This is a genomic window from Ancylobacter lacus (assembly GCF_018390635.1).
In the GTDB taxonomy this organism is placed as follows: domain Bacteria; phylum Pseudomonadota; class Alphaproteobacteria; order Rhizobiales; family Xanthobacteraceae; genus Ancylobacter; species Ancylobacter lacus.
Genome location: NZ_JAHBGE010000045.1, coordinates 51030 through 64786, shown reverse-complemented (window position 1 = coordinate 64786; position 13757 = coordinate 51030). Strand labels below are relative to the sequence as shown.

Below are 13757 nucleotides of genomic sequence, written 5' to 3'. Positions count from 1 at the left end.
GGAACGGTGGCCGGATAATGATTGGAATAGGTGGCCGGTTACGTCGGAATCCGCAACCCGATGGCGGAGGCGACCTTCCGGTCGGCGAAACTCTCTGCCGAGCTGTTCAAAACCCCCGCCGCACGGGCGGAGCTGCAGGCGTTTCGCGATCTCGCCGCCGCACGGGCGCGGCTGGTGTGGCCGCTGGCGGCGAGCGGTTTCCTCGGGGCCGAGCAGCGGCAGGAGGACCAGGTGGTCTCTGTCGTCTGGCGGTTCGAGGCGGGCTCTCTGGTGATGATGGTCAATCCTACCGATAGCCCGGCGAACGCGCATGGCCCGTTCGGTGCGGAGCGCCCGCCCGAAGCACCCGCGGCTTTCGTCGGCACCGTCGAGGCCGGCGTGCCCTGCCAGATTGATCCGTTCTCGGCCATGGTGTGGAGCGACGCCCGATGAATCGCTCCCGCCCGCTGCGCGCGACCTACCGGTTCCAGTTCCACCGGGGCTTCCCCTTCGCCGCCGCGGAGGCGCTGGCGCCCTACCTCGCCCGCCTCGGCATCAGCCACGCCTATGCCTCGCCGGTGTTTGCCGCCGTGCCCGGGTCGACGCACGGCTATGACATGACCGATCCCGCCCAGATCAGTCCCGATCTCGGCGGGGAGGCCGGTTTCCGCCGCATGGCCGGGGCGCTCGCGGCCGAGGGCATCGGGCTCATCCTCGACATCGTGCCCAACCACATGGCGGCCTCCAGCCACAACCCCTACTGGATGGAGGCCCTGGAATTCGGCCCTGACGGGCCGGCGGCCCGGCTGTTCGACATCGACTGGAGCGCCGGCCGGCTGTTGCTGCCGGTGCTCGGCGACAGCCTCAGCGACGCGCTGGCGGCCGGGCATGTTGCCCTCGCCGCGGACTGGACGCTGGGCCGGCTGGTGGCCGACACCTATGGCGAGAAGAGCTTTCCGCTCGCTCCCGGCACGGTCGCGGTCCTGCTGGGCGCCGCCGCGGAGCGAGCCGGCGCGGAGGCAGCGAGGCTGGAGCATGCGGCGCGGCTGTGGGCCGGCCTTGCGGGCGTCGCCGTCGATGCCGCGGCCATCGCAACGGCGCGTTCTACCTTGCAGGACCTCAACGCCACCGGCCGTGCGGCGGTGGAGGAGGCGCTGGCCGCAGCGCACCTGCCGGCGATCCTCGGCGACCAGCATTGGCGGCTGGCATGGTGGCGCATCGCCTCCGACGAACTCAACTACCGCCGCTTCTTCAACATCAACGACCTCGTCGGCGTGCGGGTCGAGGACCCGCAGGTCTTCGATCTGGTGCACCGCCTGCCGGTAGCGCTGGTGAAGGAGGGAGTGGTCGACGGCCTGCGCATCGACCACATCGACGGTCTTGTCGATCCCGCCGGCTATTGCCGTCGCCTGCGCGCAGCGGTGGGGGCGGGGGTGCCGCTTTTCGTCGAGAAGATTCTGGAACACGGCGAGCAGCTTCCGGCCGACTGGCCGATCGATGGCACCACCGGCTATGAGCGTCTCAACGACATCAACGGCCTGTTCGTCGATCCCGCCGGCTATGCCGAGCTGGATGCCCATCTGCGCGGCGCCAATCTCGTCGCCGGCAGCCCGGAACAGCGTCTCGCCGCTGCCAAGAAGGATGTGCTGGAGCGCAGCTTTCTCAACGAGATCAAGGCTCTTGCCGAGCTCGCCCATGATGCCCTCGCCGACGCCGTGGACGCCGCCGACATGAGCCCGGCGGCCCTGCGACGCGGGTTGATCGCCCTCGTCGCGCATTTCCCGGTCTATCGCTCCTACGCCACCACCCAGGGCCATGGCGAAGCCGACGTCGCGGTGTGGCAGGCGGCGCGCGCCGGGATCGAGGCGCAGGAGGACCCCCTCACGGTCAAGGCCGCGGCCCTGCTGCTCGACCACCTCGCCAACCCGCGGGACGAAGACGGCCATCGTTTCCGCACCCGCTTCCAGCAGCTCACCGGTCCAGCCATGGCCAAGGGGTTCGAGGACACGGAGCTGTACCGCAACCCGGCCCTGCTCTCCGTCAACGAGGTGGGCGGCGACCTCCGCCTCCCCGCGCGCGAGCCGGACGTGGTGCACACCCTTTTTGCCGAGCGGGCGCGGGTGGGGGCGATCGACCTCATTCCGCTTGCCACCCACGACACCAAGCGCGGGCCGGACACACGAGCCCGCCTCAACGCGCTGTCGCTGGCGCCGGAGGCCTTTCCCGATTTTCTCGGCTCCATCGACGCCTTCACCCGCCCTTTGCGTCGGGAGGGGGCGGGTGGGCCGATGCCGGACGACCTCGACGCCTGGATCGTCCATCAGACGCTTGTCGCGGCCTGGCCGATCTCGGCCGAGCGAATGGAAGGCTACCTCACCAAGGCGCTCCGCGAAGCCAAGCGCCACAGCAACTGGGAAACCCCCGACGAGGCTTACGAAGACGCGACCCTCGGCTTTGCCCGCAGCCTGATCGAGGCGCCGGAAGCCGAGCCCTACCGCGCCGCCCTCGCCCTGCTGATCGCCCGGCTGGCCGAGCCGACGCGGATTTTCGGGCTGGCGCAGACGCTGTTGCAACTGTCCCTGCCGGGCACCCCCGATATCTATCAGGGCACGGAGTTTCGCGACTTCTCTCTGGTCGATCCCGACAATCGCCGGCCGGTCGATTTCAATCAGCGTCTCGCCGCTCTCCAGGGGCCGCCGGACGGGGCGGAGCCGGAGGATGCCGCCAAGCTGGCGATCACCCGCGACGTGCTGGCCCTGCGGGGCGAACTCGCCTGCCTCGCGCCGTCCGGCGGTTACGAACCGCTGGCCTTCGGGCCGAGTCCGTGGCGCTGGTTCGGCTTTGTCCGCCGGTCGGCGCGGGATGCGCTGGCGGTGGTGGTGCCGACCCGCGTGCCAGTGGAGGTGGGTGCGCCGCCCCGGATCGATCTTGCGACCGACCTCGGTGCGGGCTGGCTGCGGCTCGATGGGACTTCCTGGCGGCCTGACGAGCCGGAACTCGACCCGGAGGAGCCCTGGCTGGTGCTGGTGCGCCGCTGACGTCCACCCGCGCGGGGACGTCGAGCGCCTCGTTCGGGTCGTGCCCTAGATGAAGTAGAGCCACGTCAGCAGGGCGAAGCACGGCAGCAGGAAGAAGCCGGACCAGGCCATGTAGCCGAAGAAGCTCGGCATCTTCACGCCGCGCGAGCGGGCGATGGCGAGCACCATGAAATTGGGTGCGTTGCCGATATAGGTCAGCGCGCCCATGAACACCGCGCCCGCCGAGATCGCCTCCAGCGTCAGCGCGTGGGTGGTCATCAGGTCGTTGGCGTCGCCGCCCGCGAGATTGAAGAAGACGAGATAGGTGGGGGCGTTATCGAGGAAGGCCGAGAGGATGCCGGTCAGCCAGAAATAGCCGGCCACGATCGGCTCGCCGGCCGGGTCGGTCACCAGCGCGACCAGTCCGGCGAGCGGACCGGCGGCGCCGGCCTTCAGGATGGCGATAACTGGGATGATGGTGAGGAAGATGGCCGCGAACAGCTTGGCCACCTCGCGGATCGGCTCCCAGTCAAAGCCGTTGCGCTCGCGGATGTAGGCGGGGGTGATGGCGAGGGAGACGCCGGCCAGCGCCAGCAGCAGCACGTCGCGGGCCAGCGAGGGCAGCTCCACATGGGTGCCGAACACGTCGAAGGCGATGCCCGGCTTCCACAGCGCGCTGAGCAGGATGGCGCCGATCACGCCGCCGAGCAGCGGCAGGTTGCGCCGGCCGCGCAGGCCGAGCGGCGGATCGGTCTGGGTGTCGGGCGTTGGGTCCGGCAGGTCCGGCAGCACCTCCTCGCGGGCGTGGAAATACCGGTCGAGCAGGTAGAACGCCGTCAGCAGGATCGCGACCAGCAGCAGCGTGTCGTGGGCGAGATGCTCGGTGGTCCAGAAGAAGCTGACACCCTTCAGGAAGCCGAGAAACAGCGGGGGGTCGCCGAGCGGGGTCAGCGATCCCCCGATGTTCGACACCAGGAAGATAAAGAATACCACGGTGTGGACGTTATGGCGGCGGTGATCGTTGGCCCGCAGCAGCGGCCGGATCAGCACCATCGAGGCGCCGGTGGTGCCGATGAGACTGGCCAGCGCCGCGCCGATGGCGAGAAAGCCGGTGTTCACCCCCGGGGTGCCGCGCAGGTTTCCCGTCAGCAGGATGCCGCCGGAAATGGTGAACAGGGTGAAGAGCAGGATGATGAAGGGGATGTATTCCAGCACCGCCGCGTGAGCGATTTCATAGACCGCCACATCGGGGCCGAAGGCGACGACGAAGGGCAGCGCGAAGGCCGCGCCCCAGAACAGGGCGACCTTGCCGTAATGGTGATGCCAGAACGTGCCGGCCACCAGCGGCATCAGCGCGATGGACAACAGCATGCCGGCAAAGGGCAGGCCCCAGAGCAGCGACAGCCCGGCGCCCCCGATTCCCGTCCCCGGCGTCGCCGCGTCAGCCGGTGCCGCCGCGGCGACGAGGAGGAGAGGTGGGAGCAGGAGGCGGACAAGATGCGAGGCGGCGCGGCGGATACGGGGATTCGTCGGGCGCGGCATGCACGCATCCTTCTGTTGCGACATGGGACGGCCTTGCTTGCCCCAGCGGAGGGGCGGTGTCGAGCAAAACCGGGCATTGGCGCCTCACGTCGCGGTGCGCTACACCGCAGCCTCTGCTGACGAGGAACGCCATGTCCCGTGCCGTCGCCGGTCCCGAGATCGAACGCCTGATCCAGCTCCTCGCCCGCGTGCCCGGGCTCGGCCCGCGCTCGGCCCGCCGCGCGGCGCTGCACCTCATCAAGAAGCGCGAGGCGCTGATGGCGCCGCTTGCCGGCGCCATGGGCGAGGCGCTGGCGCGGATCGAAACCTGCCGGGTCTGCGGCAATATCGACGTCCGCAACCCCTGCACGGTCTGCACCGATCCGACCCGGGATGCTTCTCTGCTCGTGGTGGTGGCGGATGTCGCCGATCTCTGGGCGCTGGAGCGCTCCGGGGCGCTGAATGCGCGCTACCACGTGCTCGGTGGCACGCTCTCCCCCCTCGACGGGGTGGGGCCCGACGACCTCAACCTCGAGTCGCTGGCCCGCCGGGCGGCGGAGCCGGGGGTCAGCGAGGTTTTGCTGGCGCTTGGCGCCACCGTGGATGGCCAGACCACGGCCCACTACATAACCGACCTGCTCCGCGAGAGCGGCGTGAAGGTCACCCGCCTCGCCCATGGCGTGCCGGTGGGCGGGGAACTCGACTATCTCGACGAGGGAACGCTGGCCGCCGCGTTCCGTGCCCGCTCGACCTTCTGAACAAGGGTGCTCAGCTCTTCGCGTCGGCGGCCAGCGCGCGGAAATGCCCCTTCGCCTGAAGGACGGCGAGCAGCAGCAGGCTCGGCACGGCGGTGAGCAGCGAGCCGGCGAAGAACCAGAACCACCCCAGCTCCGTCGCGACATAGCCGGCCGAGGCGGAGAGATAGGTGCGCCCCGTCGCCGCCAGCGCGGTGAGCAGGGCATATTGCGTCGCCGTGTGCAGCGGGTTGCGGCAGAGGGCGGAGAGATAGGCCACGAAGATCACCGTGCCGATCGCGCCGGTGAAGTTCTCGGCCACGATGGCGATCGAAAGGGCGCCGTAATCATGGCCCCGTGTGGCGAGCCAGGCGAAGGCGAGGTTCGAGCCGCTCTGGAGGATGGCGCCGATCCACAGCATGGTCACGAGCGGCACCGCCCGCGCCGCCATGCCCCCGACGATGCCGCCGACCAGCGTGGCGCCGAGCCCAAGCCCCTTCACGATGGCGGCGTAGTCGGTGCGGGTGAAGCCGAGATCGATCACGAAAGGCGCGGTCATGGCGCCGGCGAAGGCGTCGCAGAACTTGTACAGCACCACGAAGGCGAGGATGGCGATGGCCTGCCGCTGGCCGAGAAACTCGGTAAAGGCGCTGATCGCCGTGTGCAGCATCCGCTTCATGGGGGCCTCGGCGGCCTCGCGCCCGGCTGGCAGCGCCGGTTCGCCCGAGCACAACGCGGTGACGATGCCCAGCCCGATGCAGCCGGCCATGGCGAGGTAGCCCCAGCGCCAGGCCGATGCGGCATCGAGGCCGAAGCCCTCCTGCAGTCCGCTGACGAGGAACAGCGCTCCCGCGGTCGAGACCAGCATGCCCATCCGGTAGGCGAAGACATAGGCGGCTTGCCCGGCCGCCTGCTCGGATGCGTCAAGCCGCTCGATGCGGTAGGCGTCGATCACGATATCCTGCGTCGCGGAGGCTGCGGCCACCAGCAGGGCGGCGAGCGCGACCAGCCCCGGCGTGGCGCGCGGATCCACGCTCGCCAGCAGGCAGATGGCGCCTGCCAGCAGAAGCTGAGCGAACACCAGCCAGCCCCGACGCCGTCCCAGCCACCGCGTCAGCAGCGGCACCGGCAGTGCGTCCACCACCGGGGCCCAGAGAAACTTGATCGCGTAGGGCGTGCCCACCAGGGCGAACAGGCCGATGGTGGTGAGGTCGACGCCGGCCTCGCGCATCCAGATGAGGAACGTTGAGCTGGTCAGCGCCAGCGGCAGGCCGGAGGAAAAGCCGAGCAGCAGGATGGCGAGGACGCGTGGGCGCAGATACACCGCCAGTCCGGCGAGAAGGCCGCCGCCCGGCGCGGCATCGCCCGGTGCCGGCCCGCTCGATCGGGTGGTGTCGGTCATCGCGAATCGCCCGTCCGGTGCATCTCCGAATCCTGTAGCCGCTCCGGTCCGGCCTGTCGCCCCGCGAGCACTCCCTGCTTCGGCGCTCTCAAGCGTCTTGAGGACATCAGCCGCGCTCAGGCCGGGGGGCGGCGGGCCCTGTCCGGCTTCGCCGGCGCCGCCGGCGGGTCGAGGATCGGCACCACGTCGACCTCCACCCGCAGCTTCTGCCGGCCGGACCCCACCAGCACGCCGCCGACCGGCGCGACGTCGGAATAGTCCCGCCCCAGCGCGAGCACGACATGGTCGGTGGAGACCCGCAGGGCATTCGTGGGGTCGAGCCCCTGCCATCCGGACTGCGTCCCGCACCAGATGGCGAGCCAGGCATGGGTGGCGTCGGCGCCCTGGAGCCGTTCCTTGCCGGGTGGCGGCTCGGTGCGCAGGAAGCCGCTGACATAGGCGGCGGGCAGACCGAGGCCGCGCAGGCCGGCAATCATGATGTGGGCGAAGTCCTGGCAGACCCCGCGACGCATCGCGAAGGCTTCCTCGGGCGGCGTGGTCACCTCGGTTGCCTTGGAATCATAGGTGAATTCGCGGTGCAGCCGCTCCATCAGGTCCACCGCGCCGTCCAGAACCGCCCGCCCGGCGGGGAAGCTTTCGGCGGTCCAGACCGTGATCTCCTCGCATATGCGCACCAGCGGGCTCGGGAAGATGTGGTGCACGGGGGAATCCGGGCCGAGGTCGAGGCTTTCCGCAACACTCTGGCGGATCGCCTCCCAGGCCGGCGTCGCCTCAGGGTCCGGCAGGTCGGCGGGATCCACCTCGACGCGGGCTTGGGTGCGGACGGTGAAGCTGGTATGGGCGCTCTCGATGCGGATATGAGCGACGCGATTACCAAAGAAATCGAAGCTCTCGGTCCATTCCACCGGCTCCGGCTCCACCGTGAAGCGGCTCGCCACCACCCGCTGGCGTGGCCGGTCGACCGGCACCATGCGCACAACGTGGCGCGCCACCGGCACCGGATAGGCATAGCCATAGGCCGTGGTCTGGTGGATGTCGTACTTCACGCCAGCTGCTCCCAGGGCGTTTCCACAGGCGAACGGTGGATGAAATAGCGCTCGGAAATGTCGTTGGAGAGTTCCATGAGCTGGTGCTCGATCTTCAGGAGCCGCTCCCCATCGAAATCATCGGGCTCATGCGCCTTCATCGCCGCGGCGAGGCGGGCGGCGAGCCGCTCCTCGGGCTTGGGCGGCTCGTCGCCGCCATGGCCGGGCAGATCCTCGAGATGCTCGGCGATGCGGTCGATCTGGAAGGCGAGCGAGCGCGGGTTCACCGGGTCCAGCAGCACAAGGTCCACCACCGGCGCGTGGGCTTCCACCATCACATAGCGCGAGCGGTAGGTGATCTGGCTGTCGCACAGCTCCAGCAGCACGTCGAGCGTGCCGGCCTGGGTGGTCTCGCTGACCAGCGCCCGGGTGAAGCGGCAGGTGGCGATGGCACGCTCGATCCGGCGCCCGAGGTCAAGGAAGCGCCAGCCGGAGAGCCGGTTCATGTTTTCCGAGGCAAGGCCGGAAAACGCCGCCAGCGCCCGCAATGAGCGGTCGGCCCGCTCATAGACCTCCGGCTCGGCGGCGGCCAGCGGCACCGGCTCGCCCATGGCGACGGCGAGATCGGCGAGGGTCCGCCAGGCGTCCGGCGAAAGCCGGTCGCGGATGACCGATGCGGTGTTGCGGGCGGCCTCGATGAGGCCGGGAAGCGCGCCGCCGAGGTCGCGGCGGGTGAGGGCGGCGATGGCGAAGCGCGCCGGCCGGGCCCGGGACATGTCCGCAGGCACCGCCCCCCAGTTGTCGAGCAGGCCCAGCAGCCGGCCGACCGAGCCGCCGCCCCCCTCGGTCGAGGAGGACAGTCGTCCGGCCAGGGTGCGCACCAGCCGCAGCGTGGCCTCGGCGCGCTCGACATAGCGGCCGAGCCAGAAGAAATTGTCGGCCGCCCGGCTGGGCAGCGGCCCGGTCTGGCGCCGCACATCGACCCGGCCGACGGCGGGCAGCAGGGTCGTCTGCTCCACCGGGCCTTCATCCAGCACCCACACATCGGCGGAGCGCCCGCCGCGCTGCATGGTGACCGCGCGGGAATCGCTGCTGTCGGATACCCGGCAGAAACCGCCCGGCATCACCTGCCAGCCCTCTTCGGTCGCGGCGAGGAAGATACGCAGGATGAAGGGGCGAGGCTCCAGCCGCCCCTGGCGCCACACCGGCATGGTCGAGAGGTGCACCGCCTCCTGACCCACGAAATCCACGCCACGCGAGCGGATGGCGTGCTCCAGCTCGATCCGCTCCATCAGCTTCAGGTCGGCGCCCAGCCGCGCCCCCTGGGCCATCAGTCCCGGCATGGTGCGGCCGAAGGCGGGGGCCACGACGAGGTCGTCGAGCGCGCCGAGCACGGTCTCGCGCTCGGCCTGCTGCCCGCACCACCAGGTCGCGATGTTCGGTAGCCGCAGCGTCTCGCCCAGGACCTCAGGGCCGATCTTGGGCAGAAAGCTCATCATCGCCGGGGCCTCGACCAGCCCGGAGCCGAGCGCGTTGACCATTGCCACGCCGCCGGCGCGGACCGCCTGCACCAGCCCGGGCACGCCGAGCCGCGACCGGGAGTTCAGCTCCAGCGGGTCGGCGAAATCCGCGTCGAGGCGACGCAGCAGCACGTCCGCCCGCTTCAGTCCGGCGACGGTGCGGACATAGACCGCATTGTCGCGGACGGTGAGGTCCTCGCCCTCCAGCAGAACGAAGCCGAGATAGCGGGCGAGATAGGCGTGCTCGAAATAGGTTTCGTTGAGGGGGCCGGGGGTGAGCAGGCCGACCCGGCCTTCGCCGGAGCGGTCCAGCCGGGTGAGGCTGGCGCGCAGCGACTGGAAGAAGCCGGCCAGCCGCACGACATTGAGCGTGCGGGCGAGGTCCGGCAGGGCGCGGGCCACGGCGATGCGGTTTTCCAGCGCGTAGCCGGCGCCGGAGGGCGACTGGGTGCGGTCGGAGAGCACCCACCAGCGCCCGTCCGGCGCGCGGCCGAGATCGGCGGCGTAGAGCTTCAGGAAGCTGCCGCCATGGGGATCAACGCCCTTCAGCGGGCGGAGGAACTCCGGGCTTCCCGCCACCGCCGCCGCGGGCATGGCACCGGAGCGCACGAGCCCGCCCTCGCCATAGAGGTCGGCGAGCACCGCCTCCAGCAGTTGCGCGCGCTGGACCAGGCCGCGCGCGAGATCGCGCCACTCCGCCGCGCCGATGACGAGCGGCAGATGGGACAGCGGCCAAGGGCGCTCGCCGCCGCTGGGATCGTCATAGACGCGGTAGAACACGCCGGAGCGGTGAAGGTGGCGGTCGGCGGCGGTGAAGCGGCGCTCGACCTCCTCGGCGCCCATCTCCGCCAGAGCCGCGAGCATGGGGGTCCAGTGGTCGCGCGGCCGGCCTTCGGCGTCGACCATCTCGTCATACACGCCGGGCAGCGGGCGATAGCCGGCGAGCAGGGCCTCGACGGCTTCTGCCTCGAAGCGGCGCGCACGCGCCTGCTGATCGATGCTTCCCGGCATGTCCTGCACCAGTCCACCTTCGGGCTGCCTTTCCGGTAGCCCTGCCCAAACTAGACGCTCGATTGCGCCGCGCGAAAGCGCCCAGCGGCTGCATCCCGCAAAAATCGGGGGACGACGGGGCCGCCCGATCCCCTGCGGGGGAGCTGCCCGCCGGGGACGGGCGCCGCGACAGGCTGCGCCTTCAGGCTGTCGCGGGGCTTTTGCTGCCCGGTCCGGTTGCGGCTCAGATCCCTGTGGGACGGCGCAGGTCGAGCGTTGTCGGGAACTCGGCCGTCGGCTCTTCCGGCGGCACGAAGAGATAGCCCGGGGTGTGGCCATGGGCCTGGAAGCGGGCGAGGCGGCGCGCCTGCGCTTCATAGGAGTTCACCGGGAAGGTGTCGTAGTTGCGCCCGCCGGGATGGGCGACATGGTAGACGCAACCGCCGAGCGAGCGGTTCGACCACAGGTCGACGATGTCGAAGGTGAGCGGGGCCTGCACCGGAATGGTCGGGTGCAGCCCGGAGGCTGGCTGCCACGCCTTGTAGCGCACGCCCGCGACGTATTCACCGAACCGGCCGGTGGGCGTCAGCGGCAGGCGCCGGCCGTTGCAGGCGACGACGTGACGGGTGGGGTTGAGACCCTCGACCTTCACCTGAAGGCGTTCGACCGAGGAATCGACGTAGCGGACCGTGCCGCCGAGCGCGCCTTCCTCACCCATCACGTTCCAGGGCTCCAGGGCCTGGCGAATCTCCAGAGAGACCCCGCCATGCTCCACCTGGCCGTAATACGGGAAGCGGAACTCGCGCTGCGCCTCGAACCACAGCGGATCGACCCGATAGCCGGCGCGGCCGAGATCGGCGACGACGTCCATGAAGTCGGCCCAGACGAAGTGCGGCAGCATGAAGCGGTCGGCCAGCGCGGTGCCCCAGCGCACCAGCTTGCCCGCCTGCGGCTCGCGCCAGAACCAGGCGATCAGCGCGCGCAGCAGGAGCTGCTGGGCGAGGCTCATGCGCCAGTCCGGCGGCATCTCGAACGAGCGGAACTCGACGAGGCCGAGCCGGCCGGTCGGCCCGTCCGGCGAGAACAGCTTGTCGATGCAGATTTCGGAGCGATGGGTGTTGCCAGTGACATCCGTGAGCAGGTTGCGGAACAGCCGGTCCACCAGCCATGGCGGCGGCGGGTAGCCCTGGCCGGGCGACGGCACATTGGCCATCGCGATTTCCAGCTCATAGAGCGAATCGTGCCGGGCCTCGTCCACCCGCGGCGCCTGGCTGGTCGGGCCGATGAACAGGCCGGAGAACAGATAGGACAAGGCGGGGTGGCGCTGCCAGTAGGTGATGAGGCTCTTGAGCAGGTCGGGCCGGCGCAGGAACGGGCTGTCCGCGGGCATAGCACCGCCGACCACCACATGGTTGCCGCCTCCGGTACCGGTGTGGCGGCCGTCGACCATGAACTTCTCGGTTCCCAGCCGGGAGAGCCGCGCCTCCTCATAGAGGTCGCGGGTGATCTCGACACAGGTCTTCCAGTTCGAGGCGGGATGGACGTTCACCTCGATCACGCCGGGATCGGGTGCAACGCGGATGACGTTGAGCCGCGGGTCCACCGGGGGGGTGTAGCCCTCGATATGCACCGGCATCTTGAGGTCCGCCGCGGTGACCTCGACGGCGGCGAGCAGTTCGAGATAGTCCTCAAGGCGCTCGGTCGGCGGCATGAACACGCAGAGGCGGCCGTCGCGCGGCTCCACCGAGAGCGCGGTGCGTACGGCGCCGGTGCCGGTGAGAACCTGGCTGACCTGCTCGGAGGCAGGGTCGTCCGTGCCGGTGCGGCGGTAGAGCTGGTGCAGGGTCTCGGCGTCCGGCAGGTCCCCGCTGATGGTCATGGGGTCGGCGGGATTCACATAGGGGTAGGCGGCCGGCGGCACCCACGGCAGGGTCGCGAGCGGCAGCCGGTAGCCAACCGGCGAATCGCCCGGCACCAGGAACAGCCGGCCCCGGCGGAACTGCCATTTCTCGCTGACCCAGCCGCGCTTGGAGCGCGACTGCCAGCGCTGCACCGGCAGCACATAGCCGCTCGGCCGGCCGAGGCCACGCTCGAACACCCGCGCCATGCGGGCCCGGGCCTCCGGGTCCTCGATCTTGGAATCCAGCGGGTCGACATTGGCGGGCAAATCCGCCTCCTTGAGAATCCAGTGGGCGGGATCCTCGAAGGCCGGCTGGGCGAAATCGGCGGCGAGGCCGAGCCGGGTGGCGAGCGTGCTGGTGAAAGCCTCGGCCCCGGCGATGCTGGCGCTGGAATAGCTCTCCCGCGCGATCAGCTCGGGGTCGCGCCAGATCGGCTTGCCGTCCTTGCGCCAGTAGAGCGAGAAGGTCCAGCGCGGCAGGCTCTCGCCGGGATACCATTTGCCCTGGCCGTAATGCAGCATGCCGCCGGGTGCGAAGCGCTTGCGCAGGCGTCGAACCAGATCGTCGGCGCGCATGCGCTTGGTCGGGCCGACCGCGGAGGTGTTCCACTCCGCGCCCTGATAGTCGTCGATCGAGATGAAGGTGGGCTCGCCGCCCATGGTGAGGCGCACATCCTGCGCCGCGAGGTCCGCGTCCACCCGGTCGCCGAGCGCGTCCAGCGCCGCCCAGGCCTCGTCCGAGAAGGGCAGGGTCACGCGCGGCTTCTCGGCGACGCGGCGCACCTCCATCACGAAGTCGAACTCGGTCTTGGTTCCCTCGGCGGCGGCGTAGGAGCCGGTGATGGGCGCGGAGGACACATAGTTCGGGGTGGCGCAGAGCGGCAGGTGGCTCTCGCCGCAGAGCAGGCCGGAGGTGGGGTCGAGGCCGATCCAGCCGGCGCCGGGCAGGTAGACCTCGCACCAGGCGTGCAGGTCGGTGAAGTCCACCTCCGTGCCGGTGGGGCCGTCCAGCGCCTTCACGTCCGGCTTGAGCTGGATGAGATAGCCCGACACGAACCGCGCCGCGAGGCCAAGCCGGCGCAGGATCTGCACCAGAAGCCAGCCGGAATCGCGGCAGGAGCCGGCGGCGAGGGCCAGCGTCTCGTCCGGCTTCTGGACGCCGGGCTCCATGCGGATGAGGTAGCTGACATCCTGCTGGAGCTGCTGGTTGAGGTTCACGAGGAAGTCGACGGTGGCGACCTCGCCCTTCGGCCGCGCCTTCTCGACATAGGCGTCGAGCAGCGGCCCGCCTTCTTCCGCTTCGAGATAGGGGATCAGTTCCTTGGCGAGGTCGGCGGGATAGGCGAAGGGCAGCGTCTCCGCGAATTCCTCGATGAAGAAGTCGAACGGGTTGTAGACGGTCATGTCCGCGACGAGATCGACCTCGACGCGGAACTCCGTCGTCGGCTCCGGGAAGACGTAGCGCGCCATCCAGTTGCCGAAGGGGTCCTGCTGCCAGTTCACGAAGTGGTTCGAGGGCGTGACCTTCAGCGCGTAGCTCTTCACCGGGGTGCGGCAGTGCGGCGCCGGCCGGAGCCGGATGATCTGCGGGCCGAGCGTGACCGGCTTGTCGTACGTGTACGAGGTGACGTGGTGGAGGCTGGCAAAGATCGTCATGGACACCCACTGG

At 70.1% G+C, this 13757-nt stretch carries 8 protein-coding genes; 3 read left to right on the top strand and 5 right to left on the bottom strand.

Features of this window, described 5'->3' with window-relative positions:
- Positions 1-60 precede the first annotated feature (60 nt).
- Both KHC27_RS11480 and treY read left to right on the top strand, forming a co-directional pair.
- Entirely contained in the window at positions 61-432 is a 372-nt protein-coding gene (locus KHC27_RS11480; RefSeq protein WP_213339138.1) for a DUF3459 domain-containing protein, read from the top strand.
- On the top strand, positions 429-3017 hold the full coding sequence (treY, locus tag KHC27_RS11475) for a malto-oligosyltrehalose synthase (protein WP_213339131.1): 2589 nt from the start codon (positions 429-431) through the stop codon (positions 3015-3017). The genes KHC27_RS11480 and treY overlap by 4 nt, the downstream gene beginning before the upstream one ends.
- 45 nt (positions 3018-3062) lie before the next feature.
- On the opposite strand, the gene KHC27_RS11470 is transcribed toward treY, so the two are convergent.
- Positions 3063-4538: a sodium:proton antiporter gene (locus KHC27_RS11470; protein WP_213339128.1), complete on the bottom strand. Its 1476-nt coding sequence runs from the start codon at positions 4536-4538 to the stop codon at positions 3063-3065.
- Positions 4539-4669: 131 nt separating this feature from the next.
- Here KHC27_RS11470 and recR point away from each other — a divergent pair, with 131 nt between their 5' ends.
- Positions 4670-5275, top strand: coding sequence for a recombination mediator RecR (recR, locus tag KHC27_RS11465; protein WP_213339127.1), 606 nt, complete (start codon positions 4670-4672; stop codon positions 5273-5275).
- Between the two features lie 10 nt (positions 5276-5285).
- On the opposite strand, the gene KHC27_RS11460 is transcribed toward recR, so the two are convergent.
- The 4 genes from KHC27_RS11460 to KHC27_RS11445 all read right to left on the bottom strand — a co-directional run bounded on the left by KHC27_RS11460 (position 5286) and on the right by KHC27_RS11445 (position 13744).
- Positions 5286-6653 carry an AmpG family muropeptide MFS transporter gene (locus KHC27_RS11460; protein WP_213339121.1) on the bottom strand — a complete coding sequence of 456 codons (1368 nt, stop codon included), beginning with the start codon at positions 6651-6653 and terminating at the stop codon, positions 5286-5288.
- Between the two features lie 116 nt (positions 6654-6769).
- A complete protein-coding gene (locus KHC27_RS11455; protein ID WP_213339120.1) occupies positions 6770-7699 on the bottom strand; it encodes a transglutaminase family protein in 930 nt (309 codons plus the stop codon).
- On the bottom strand, positions 7696-10209 hold the full coding sequence (locus tag KHC27_RS11450; protein WP_213339118.1) for a circularly permuted type 2 ATP-grasp protein: 2514 nt from the start codon (positions 10207-10209) through the stop codon (positions 7696-7698). The genes KHC27_RS11455 and KHC27_RS11450 overlap by 4 nt, the downstream gene beginning before the upstream one ends.
- 223 nt (positions 10210-10432) lie before the next feature.
- The gene (locus KHC27_RS11445) at positions 10433-13744 is read right to left on the bottom strand and encodes a transglutaminase family protein (protein WP_213339116.1); all 3312 of its coding nucleotides are present in this window, start codon (positions 13742-13744) and stop codon (positions 10433-10435) included.
- Between the last annotated feature and the right edge of the window lie 13 nt (positions 13745-13757).

What these genes read in the sequence shown, in the direction of transcription:
- KHC27_RS11480 (WP_213339138.1), top strand. Translation starts at nt 61, where the DNA reads ATGGCGGAGGCGACCTTCCGGTCGGCGAAACTCTCTGCCGAGCTGTTC.
- treY (WP_213339131.1), top strand. Translation starts at nt 429, where the DNA reads ATGAATCGCTCCCGCCCGCTGCGCGCGACCTACCGGTTCCAGTTCCAC.
- KHC27_RS11470 (WP_213339128.1), bottom strand. Translation starts at nt 4,538, where the DNA reads ATGCCGCGCCCGACGAATCCCCGTATCCGCCGCGCCGCCTCGCATCTT.
- recR (WP_213339127.1), top strand. Translation starts at nt 4,670, where the DNA reads ATGTCCCGTGCCGTCGCCGGTCCCGAGATCGAACGCCTGATCCAGCTC.
- KHC27_RS11460 (WP_213339121.1), bottom strand. Translation starts at nt 6,653, where the DNA reads ATGACCGACACCACCCGATCGAGCGGGCCGGCACCGGGCGATGCCGCG.
- KHC27_RS11450 (WP_213339118.1), bottom strand. Translation starts at nt 10,209, where the DNA reads ATGCCGGGAAGCATCGATCAGCAGGCGCGTGCGCGCCGCTTCGAGGCA.
- KHC27_RS11445 (WP_213339116.1), bottom strand. Translation starts at nt 13,744, where the DNA reads ATGACGATCTTTGCCAGCCTCCACCACGTCACCTCGTACACGTACGAC.